Here is a 9244-nt window from a genome sequence, read left to right as displayed (position 1 = left end):
CCCGCTTCCTCGCTGCGCGAGGAACCACCCTCTTGTCGCGCAATTGCGCGACCCGCGAGGGGAGCGGGTTGGGCCGTGCCATTCGGCTCGTTTGTGCCCACGGCGGCGCCCTGCCCCTACTGCCGCGACACGCTCACCTCGACCGCGCCCGTGCCGGTGCGGCCGAAGCGGTCGGGGCGGTACATGTCCTCGACATAGGCCTGCGGCAGCACGTAGCGGCCGGGCGAGACGGCGCGGACCACATAGGCGACCGTGAACACGGCCGGCGACTTGGCGTTGCGCGTGAAGGCCGCCGAGAAGCGGTCGTCGCGGAACTCGGCCTTGTCGGGCTCGGCGGCGTCCTGGATCCAGTCGAGCGTCCCGGTCTCGCCCGAGGAGACGAGCTTGGGGTTGTCGATCTCGAAGCCGGCCGGCAGCGGGTCGACGACCAGGACGCGGCCGTATTGCGGCTGCGGCTCGGTGATCTTCAGCACCACGGCGAACCGCTGGTTCTGCCGCGCCTTCGACGCGTCGGCCTTCTCGCCGTCGAGCGTGAAGTAGCTGCGCTCGATCTTGAAGCCCTTCTCGGCCGCGGGCTCCGGCGTCACCGGCGCGCCCGACACCGAGACGACGGCCTGCACCGGCCCCTCGCCCGTGTTGGCGACCCGGAACGGCGTCGCCAGCTCGGCCGGCCGGAAGGTGCGGTAGAGCGGGCTGGTGCGGGCCGCGCCCGCCACCTCGAGCGACAGCGGGACGGTCTTGGACAGCGCCCGCGCGGCGAGAACCATCCAGGCGTTCTCCTGGGTGGAGGTGTAGAAGGCGCGCGCCCTCGCCTCCTCGACGCCCTTGAGGGCCGCCGGGAGCAGGTTGGCGGCCGCGCCGCTCTCCGCGGCGAGCGCCGTCACGGCCGCCGCGTCACGCAACGAGGAGCCGAAGTCGGGCCGGCCGAACTCCAGCACCTTGGGCGGCTCGATCGCCTGGACGGCGGCCGAGAACACCCGCTCCGCACGCACGCGGTCGCCGAGCAGCGCGAGCGCCGCCCCGACATGCGCCTTGGCGATCGGCGTTCCGAACTCGCCGAGCTTGGTGTCGGCGATGTAGCGCAGGTCGCCGACCGGCGCCGACCCGTTGCGGGCCAGCACGTAGAGGGCGAACGGCAGGTCGCGGGCGCCCTCCTTGCCGGGCTCCGGCGCGTTGGCGACGTAGTTCTTCAAACGCTCCAGCGCCAGCTTGAACGCCGTGTCCGGCACGACGAAGCCGCGCTCGCGCGCCCGCGTCAGAAAGTCCGTCACATAGGCGTCGAGCCACGCGTCGTTGCCGCCGACGCCCCACAGGCCGAACGAGCCGGAGGAGTCCTGGCGGGCCAGCAGCCGCTCGATGGCGTCGCGGATACGCTGGTCGGCGTCCTGGTCCATCGCCAGATGGGCCTCGACCGCGAGGTCGTTGACGTAGAGCAGCGGCAGCGCGCGCGAGGTGATCTGCTCCGAGCAGCCGAACGGGTAGCGGTCGAGCGCCTTCAGCAGCGACGCCGCGTCGAGCGCCGTCGAGGGGCCGACCGAGAGCGCCAGCGCGCCCGTGCCCGGCACGAACTCGCCGAACAGATCCGAGCCGAGGCTCAGGCTTTCACCCCGCCCGATGGTTCGCACGGTGCGGCGCGTGGCGATCTGGGTCGCCGGCTTCACGGCGAGCGGATAGGTCCGCTCGAGGGCGAAACCGTCCGGCCCGGCGACCACGATCTTGACGGTGGCGGCGCCCGCCGCCGTCGCCGTGATGGGCAGCGACAGCGAGCCGCGCTGCCGGGCCGGCAGGCGCGCCACCTGGGGCGCCGTCGTGGCGATCTGGGCCGGCCCCTCGACCGAGGCCGTGACCCGGTAGTCGCCCGCCCGCCCCTCGACATTGTCGAGCTCGAGCTGGACGGTCGAGCGGTCGCCGGTGAGCAGGAAGCGCGGCAGCGTGGTGGTGAGCACCACCGGGTCCCGCACCGTCACGTCGGTGCTGGCGCGGCCGACCTTGTCCTTCGACCAGGCGACGGCCATCACCCGCACCGTGCCGGCGAAGGCCGGGATGTCGAACGTCACCTCGGCCTTGCCGTCCGGCCCGACCGGCACGACCCCGGAGAACAGCGCCACGGGCGGCTGGGTGGGCGGCGAGCCCTGCATCTCGGCGGCGGCGGAATCGCCGCCGGTGCGGATGGCGCCCACCGTCCCCTGCATGCCGTCGATCAAATGGCCGTAGAGGTCGCGCAGGTCGGCCGAGAGTCGCCGCTGGCCGAGATAGTGCTCGTCCGGCGCCGGCGGCTTGTAGCCGGTGAGGTTGAGGATGCCGACATCGACGGCCGCGATGGTGATGCGGGCCTCCTGGCCGGCCGCGCCGGCGATGCTGACCGGCACCCGCAGCGTCGTGTCGGGCCGCATCAGCGGCGGCGTCGCCAGCGTCACCTGGAGGGTCTTGGCGGCACGGTCGACCGCGAACCACTGCACCCCGATGGCACGGCCCGGCATCCGCTTGGCCTGGGTGTCGAGCGGCCGCATCAGCGTCGCCACCACATAGGCGCCCGTCCCCCAATCTGGGCCCACCGGCAGGCGGATCTGGCTGGTGCCCTGCGGCACCTCCTGGGTCGTCGTGGTAATCAGCCGGTCGCCGATCACCGAGACGCGCACCCGCCCGGCCGTGCGGGCCGTGACGGACAGCGCCATGGTGTCGCCGGCCCGGTACTCCGCCTTGTCGAGCGCGGTCTCCAGCAGGTCCGGCGTGTCGGCCGAGGCCTCGGCGAAGAAGCCGGCGTCGAACGACAGCGACGTGGTCGGCCCGTCCGGATCGCTGGACGAGACGTCGAGCCGGTAGCGGCCCCACTGCACCGGCGCGGCGATGCGGGCCGGCTGGCCGGGCGCGACGTCGAGCGTGCCGTCGGCGACCCGCTTGGTCGTCTTGATCGGCTCGTACTGCCAGGAGCCGTCCTGCCGGTACCACTGGTAGCGCGTGTCGACCTTGAGGAGCTCGTATCTCAGGCCGCGGCGGGCCAGCGCCTGACCGTCGGGCGAGACCACCACGACGTCGAAGGTCGCAGTCTCGCCCTCGCCCAGCGAGCGGCCGGAGAACAGCGGCTTGACGCCGATCATCGGGCCGGCCGGCACCACCGGCAGCGTGATCTTGCGCTCGACCGCGCGGCCGCCCGTCTCCGCCATGCGGACGACGATCTGGGCCTCCAGCGGCCGGCTGGTCTCGGGCAGCTTCTCGAGCGTCACCGGAACGGCGGCGTGCCCCTTGTCGTCGGTGGCCGGAAGATCGTCGAGCGTCACCCGGGTCGCGTCGGAGTCCTTGTCCTCCTCGTCGTCCACGGTGCCGAACTGATAGCCCGGGAAGCCGGGGCGCTCCTTGGCGACCTTCAGGGTCACCTCGCCGTCGAGCTCCAGGTTCGAGGCCGGCGCGCCGTAGAGGAAGCGGCCGTCGACCGCGATCTCGACCGGCGTGCCCTTGGCGATGCCGGTGGCCTTGGTGGAGAGGTCGAACTCGATGCGGTCGGGCACGTAGTCCTCGACCAGGAACGTCGTCTCGCCCACCGGCGGGCGCTTGGGATCCGTGTAGGCCTTGAGCCGCCAGGTGCCGGTCGGCGCCGTCGAGACGATCGGCAGATCGTAGGCGCGGCCGCCCATCCCCTGGTCGGCGACCGCGGCGCGGCGATGCTCGACGCCGTCCGGCCGCTCGAACACCAGCGTCAGCGGGACGCCTTCGGCGGCGACGCCGAGCCCGTCGCGTAAAAGCGCGGTCGCGTGCACGGTCTCGCCGGTGCGATAGACGCCGCGCTCCGTCACCACGAAGGCGTCGAGCCCGGCCGGCGCGGCGCGGCCCTTCACGCCGCGATCGGAGAGGTCGAAGGCCGGCGCCTTGAGGCTGAGGAAGCCGTAGTCGCGGCCGCGGCCGTTGTCGCCCGACCCGACGATCATGGCCGGCGCCAAACCACCTTCGCCGCGGGAAAGCCCCGCCTCGAACACGGCGTGGCCGTCCTGGTCGGTCTTGCGGACCGCGAGGATCTCGTTGTTGCGGGCGACCAGCTTGACCTCGACCTGCGCCTTGGGCGCCGCGGTGGCGAGTGAGTTGACGAAGACGTGGATGCCGTCGCCGCCCGACATCGCCGACAGGCCGAGATCGGAGACCACGAACCACTGCGTCGCCATGGCCGAGTAGTCGGTGTCGCTCGGGCCCTTCGCCTCGGCCGACATGACGTAGACGCCGGGCTCCAGCGTCTTGATCGCCTCGCCGACCGGAAACGCCGTCGTCACCTCGGCGTTGAGCGGCGACTGCACGGCGAGCTCGCCCTTCCACACGCCGGCGCCGCGCGTCTGCGCGATGCGCTCCAGCTCGTAGCGGTCGAGATTGCGCTCCAGATCCTCGCCGGCGACCGGGTCGATCAGGTTGCGGTCGCCGATCCGGTAGACGTTGATGGCGACGGCCGAGGTGTTGACGCTGACCACCGGGATGCCCTGCTGGCCGTTGCGCGGCAGCACATAGGCCTTTCCGGAGAACCGCACGAACGGCTTGCGGTCGCGGACATAGAGGTTGAACTCGGACGACTTCTGCAGCGTCTCCTTGACGGTCGACGGCAGCCCGGGCCGGATCGTCACGGCGTAGCGCTCACCGTGCTTGAGGCCTTCGACGCAGAGCTGGCGGTCGTCCGCCGCGATCGCCGGCTTGTCGACGCTGGCGACCGAGACGAAGGGCGACAGGTCGGTGCGCGGACCCGGCAGCGCCTCCGAGAACTGGAAGCAGGCGCGCGGCGACGCCGTGTCGGCGTCGACCGAGTAGTCGAGCAGCCGGAAGCCGTGCTCGCCGCGCAGGCTCTCGTAGCGGGCCCGCACGTCGGCGACCTCGCGCAGCTCCAGCGACATCCGCATCGCGTCGAGCGCCGGCCGCCAGACGCTGCGGTCCGCATAGGCGCGGCCGATCAGCACCAGGGCGTCGGCCTCCTCGGCCGGCGTGCCGGCGCGCTGATAGGCGATGAAGGCCGCGGTGGCGCCGCGCTCCAGCAGCGTGTTGCGCTCGCGGCTGTCGGTGCCCTTCACCTGCAGGATCGCGCGCGAGAGGCGCAGCCAGTTGGAGGCGACGTCGGGCGCCGCCGTCACCAGCTGGCCCAGCACGGTGAGCGCGGTGCGGCTGTCGTTGCGGGTCAGCGCCGCCTCGGCGTCGCGCCGGAGCTGGTCCGGCGACTTGGTGACCTGGCCGGCGTCCTTCCTGATCTGCGCCTCCAGGCGGAGCGCGCCGTCGGAGAGGTCGTCGCGCTGGAACGGCTTGTCGGCGGCGAAGACGGCGGAGCCGAAGACGATCGGCAGCAGGAGCAGCGCAGCCGTGGCGGCGGCGCGGAGACGGGCGAGCATCGAGCAACCTCCCTGGACCCGTGCACCCGCATGTGTCGCGCGCGCCCGGGCATCCCCCGGTCCGGATTCGGCCGGTAACCGTTACCGCCACGGGTCCGAAACAAACATGTCGGAGTCGTGACGGTATCGCAGACGTGATGACGACACACCGCCGCCACCGGCTTGGTGGCTGCTCCGGAGCTGGAGGTTCGAGAGAAGGGTCACGCAGCCCGCCGATCACATTGCGGCGAGCGGCTCGCCGGACCGCCGCGCCGCCGCTCGACCGCGTTATCCTCGGCACGGCGGTTGCTTCGCCGGAGCGGTCGGGCGAAACGGACGGAGGCGGGCATGTGGGTCGCGAGGAGCGTGGTGACGGCGCGGCACCGGTGGGCGGCGCTGGCGATGCGCGCCCTCCTGGCCTGCGGACTCTTGGGCGCGGCGGCGACGGCCGCGGCCGCGCAGCAGCAGAAGGCCTCGCCGGACGACATCCTGTCGGCCGTGGTCCGGGTGAAGACCTTCATCAATCCGGACGGCCGGACCGTCGCCAATCTGGGACGCGAGCGCGAGGGCGCCGGCGTCGTCATCGACACGTCCGGCCTGATCGTCACCATCGGCTACCTGATGGTCGAGGCGCACGCCGTCGAGGTGACGACGCGCGACGGCAAGACGCTGCCGGCCGACGTGGTCGGCTACGACCCCGACACCGGCTTCGGCCTGCTGCGCACCGTGGCGCCGCCCGGCCTCAAGCCGATGCCGCTCGGCCGCACCGCCGAGCTGAAGGTGGACGACCCCGTGCTGGTGGCGAGCAACGGCGGCCCGGCCGGCGTCACCGCGGCGCGCGTCGTCGCCAAGCGCGAGTTCGCCGGAAGCTGGGAGTATCTCCTGGACGAGGCGATCTTCACGGCGCCGCCCAACCCGGCCTGGAGCGGCGCCGCGCTGGTCAGCCGCGACGGCAAGCTGGTCGGCATCGGCTCGCTGATCGTCGGCGACGCCAGGGGCGACGGAATCCCCTCCCCCGGCAACATGTTCGTGCCGGTCGACCGGCTCGCCCCGGTGATGGCCGACCTGATCGCCGACGGCCGTCTCGCCGGCCCGGCGCGGCCGTGGCTCGGCGTCTCGACCGAGGAGATGCTGGGCCGCCTGGTGGTGAGCCGGGTGACGCCCGACAGCCCGGCCGCCCGCGCCGGCCTCGCCCGCGGCGACATCATCGAAGGCGTCGACGGCACCTCCGCCGACGGCCTGCCGGCTCTGTATCGAAAAATGTGGTCGCTCGGCGCCGCCGGCGTCACCGTGCCGCTCGACATCCGCCGCAACGGCACCACGCGCCGCCTGGACGTCCAGTCGATGGACCGGATGGATCATCTGAAATTGAAATCGACGTTTTGAGGGGGGCCGGACACACGGAGACCGGTAGCCCGCATGCAGCGCACAGCGGAATGCGGGGTGACACCCCCGGCACCGGTCCCGCATTCCGCTCCATGCGGGCCACGAGGGGCGGTCGTCCGTCGGGGACGCCAATCGGTCGAGCCGTTCAGGCTGGACGGGTCAGCCGCCGTCGGGACGAGACGGCCCCTCCTCGCCGTGCACGCCGGCGAAAATGTCCGTCATCGGCAGATCGAGGCCGAGCGGCCCGATGGCCACCGAGGCGTCGAGGCCCTTGATCACCTGGGGTCCGGGCCACTGGCCGTCCTGACCACGGACATGGAGCCACGCCTTCGGCTCGTCCTGGGCGACGACCAGATACGCCAGCAGGCTCGGCAGCCGCAGATACTCCGCGACCTTGTCGCCGAGATCGATGGTCGTCGTGGAGTCGGACAAGACCTCGACGATCACGACGGGGCTCGGAGCCGTCCTGGAGCTCGACTCGGTGCCCAAGGGAACGACGACGACGTCGGGGGCTCTGATCGTCTCGGGCCCGGTGTCGGTTCCGACATCCGACAATGCCTCGAAGCGCACGCGGTCGAGCCGCCGGTCCAGAGCGAGCAGAACATTGCGTGTGATCCGTGCATGCCCGATCAAAGGCCGTATCATCATGACGACCCGCCCCCCGACGAGCTCGCAATGCTCCTCCCGGGCTCCGGCCCAGTCGAGGAACGTCGCCTTGTCCATGTGCATTTGGTGCATGCGCAATTGCGGAACGTTGATGGTCATGGCGTCACCTCGGCACCGAGCATAGCACGCGAGCCGGCCCGACTGTGACGGGTCGTGCGCTGGTCACGCCCTGGCCCAGTCGCCCCGCAGACGAAGGGCCGCCCATGCGAAACGGCCTCCGCGCCGGGGTCGCCGGGGCGGAGGCCGAGACCGTCTCTGTCAGGCAGGGTGAGACGAAGCGGAGCGGCTGACGATCAGACGTCAGCCCGCAGGTCAGCGCGACCCCGAACCGCTGCTGCTGCTGCCGCTGCTGCCGCTGCCCATGCCCGACCCGCTGGAGCTCTGGCCGGAGGTGTGTCCGGGCGCGTATCCCGAGGCCCCGGGCTGGCCGGCCTTGGCGCCCTTGTCCTGCATCTGGTGCCCGGGGCTGATGCTGGAGGCGCCCGAGCCCGTGGTGCCGCTGTCCTTCATCTGCCCGGGCGCACTCCCCGAGGCCCCCGGCGAGCTGGTCGAAGCACCCGGCGAGCTGGTCGAGCTTCCGGAGCCGGAACTCTGGGCGAAAGCCGTGGAGGCGGCCAACAGGGACGCCACTGTGACGACGACGAGCTTGGTCTTCACGTTGTCCTCCATGTGCGGTTCTCGTGCGGCGACGGGCTGGCGCCCGCGCTTCGGGAGAACGGGCCGGCCGACTCGTCGTTCCGGCCGCGCAGCGGTTCGCTGCCGTTCGGTCTCCCAGTGCCTCCGCACGGGGCTCCGAGTGCCTCCGCACCAGATGGGACGGCGCTACGACACCGCTGCGCGGATGGGACTTATCCCCGCCCAGGACTTTCGTCCTATACTGGACCGGTCCCGCTCCACGAGGGACGTCGACCGGTGACGTCGGGCGGCGGAGCGGGCCGGTGGCGAAGGGTGGCGGCGGTCGAAAAACCGCCGGCGACGCGCCGGTGGCGAGGCGAATCCCTCGCCGCGGCGAGGAGCGGCCGCCCGAAACACGACACCGGCCGCCGGAGCTCCCGGGAAATCCGGCCGGCGGATGCGGCGCCTGCGGGTCCGGCCTCGTCAGCCGGGCCCCCGGGGGCCTTCGGGGCCCCGCCCTCCGGGCAGTACGACCCGGGCGCGAGGAGCATCGCTGGAGAGGTCTTGGGCCCGGCTGGTCCAAGGCCCCAAGCGCGGCCCGAAGGCCCAAAATCGCCGCGGTGGAGCGCCGGGAGGCGCGCGTGCCGACGCTTCGGCGCGCGCTGCGTCCCGTCGGACGCAGAAGCTTGGTGTGGCGCCTGCCGGCGCTCCGCCTCCCTCGGCCATTTTTGAAACGGCCGGGGCACGGGTCATGGGCACACCCCGGGCGCCAAAAGCGCGTCGCGGGATCGGGAGGGACGTTGTGCGATGCCCGGCCGGCTCACCCGATGCGGATACGGGTTCTGGGTCCGAGCTTCGCCAGGAGCCGGCGCAGGTCGGCCGGCACCAGCGACACGCAGCCGGCGGTCGGCAGGAATCCGTCGCGGGCGACATGGATGAACACGGCGCTGCCCCGGCCGGCGACCCGCGGGCGGGCATTGTGGTCGAGCTCGATCACCAGGTCGTAGAGCCGGTCGTCGCGCCACAGCCGGTCCCCGGCCTCGCCGTCGCGACGCCGGAACGGGCGGTTGTAGCGGCGGTCGGCCGGGTCCTCGCACCAGGCGACGGTCTCGTCGATACGGCGGACCGGCAACCCGGTGGCCGGCCGGGGGCCGCGATCGGCGCGCCACCACAGCCGCACCGCGCGAAACAGGCCGCGCGGGGTGCCGCCGTCGCCCTCGCGCTTGTCGGGCCGGACGCCGCCGCGG

The 9244-nt window shown here is 72.5% G+C and carries 5 protein-coding genes; 1 reads left to right on the top strand and 4 read right to left on the bottom strand.

Translation table 11 applies throughout. From position 1 onward, the window contains the following. Positions 1-116: 116 nt before the first annotated feature. Positions 117-5351, bottom strand: coding sequence for an alpha-2-macroglobulin family protein (locus tag CH341_RS24040; RefSeq protein WP_111421516.1), 5235 nt, complete (start codon positions 5349-5351; stop codon positions 117-119). A gap of 327 nt (positions 5352-5678) precedes the next feature. Here CH341_RS24040 and CH341_RS24035 point away from each other — a divergent pair, with 327 nt between their 5' ends. Then, the gene (locus tag CH341_RS24035; RefSeq protein WP_111421515.1) at positions 5679-6716 is read left to right on the top strand and encodes a S1C family serine protease; all 1038 of its coding nucleotides are present in this window, start codon (positions 5679-5681) and stop codon (positions 6714-6716) included. Positions 6717-6875: 159 nt separating this feature from the next. On the opposite strand, the gene CH341_RS24030 is transcribed toward CH341_RS24035, so the two are convergent. The 3 genes from CH341_RS24030 to CH341_RS24020 form a co-directional block, all read right to left on the bottom strand. After that, positions 6876-7481, bottom strand: a complete 606-nt coding sequence (locus CH341_RS24030) for a Uma2 family endonuclease (RefSeq protein WP_146604597.1) — start codon at positions 7479-7481, stop codon at positions 6876-6878. Positions 7482-7694: 213 nt separating this feature from the next. Next, positions 7695-8051 carry a hypothetical protein gene (locus CH341_RS24025; RefSeq protein WP_111421514.1) on the bottom strand — a complete coding sequence of 119 codons (357 nt, stop codon included), beginning with the start codon at positions 8049-8051 and terminating at the stop codon, positions 7695-7697. Positions 8052-8817: 766 nt separating this feature from the next. After that, the coding region (locus CH341_RS24020; protein WP_111421513.1) for a L,D-transpeptidase family protein at positions 8818-9244 on the bottom strand (427 nt) is incomplete at its 5' end.

The organism is Rhodoplanes roseus (genome assembly GCF_003258865.1).
GTDB classification, from domain to species: domain Bacteria; phylum Pseudomonadota; class Alphaproteobacteria; order Rhizobiales; family Xanthobacteraceae; genus Rhodoplanes; species Rhodoplanes roseus.
Note: the sequence above shows the minus strand (reverse complement) of the source record. Positions and strands in the feature narration are given on the sequence as shown.

What these genes read in the sequence shown, in the direction of transcription:
- CH341_RS24040 (WP_111421516.1), bottom strand. Translation starts at nt 5,351, where the DNA reads ATGCTCGCCCGTCTCCGCGCCGCCGCCACGGCTGCGCTGCTCCTGCTG.
- CH341_RS24035 (WP_111421515.1), top strand. Translation starts at nt 5,679, where the DNA reads ATGTGGGTCGCGAGGAGCGTGGTGACGGCGCGGCACCGGTGGGCGGCG.
- CH341_RS24030 (WP_146604597.1), bottom strand. Translation starts at nt 7,481, where the DNA reads ATGACCATCAACGTTCCGCAATTGCGCATGCACCAAATGCACATGGAC.
- CH341_RS24025 (WP_111421514.1), bottom strand. Translation starts at nt 8,051, where the DNA reads ATGGAGGACAACGTGAAGACCAAGCTCGTCGTCGTCACAGTGGCGTCC.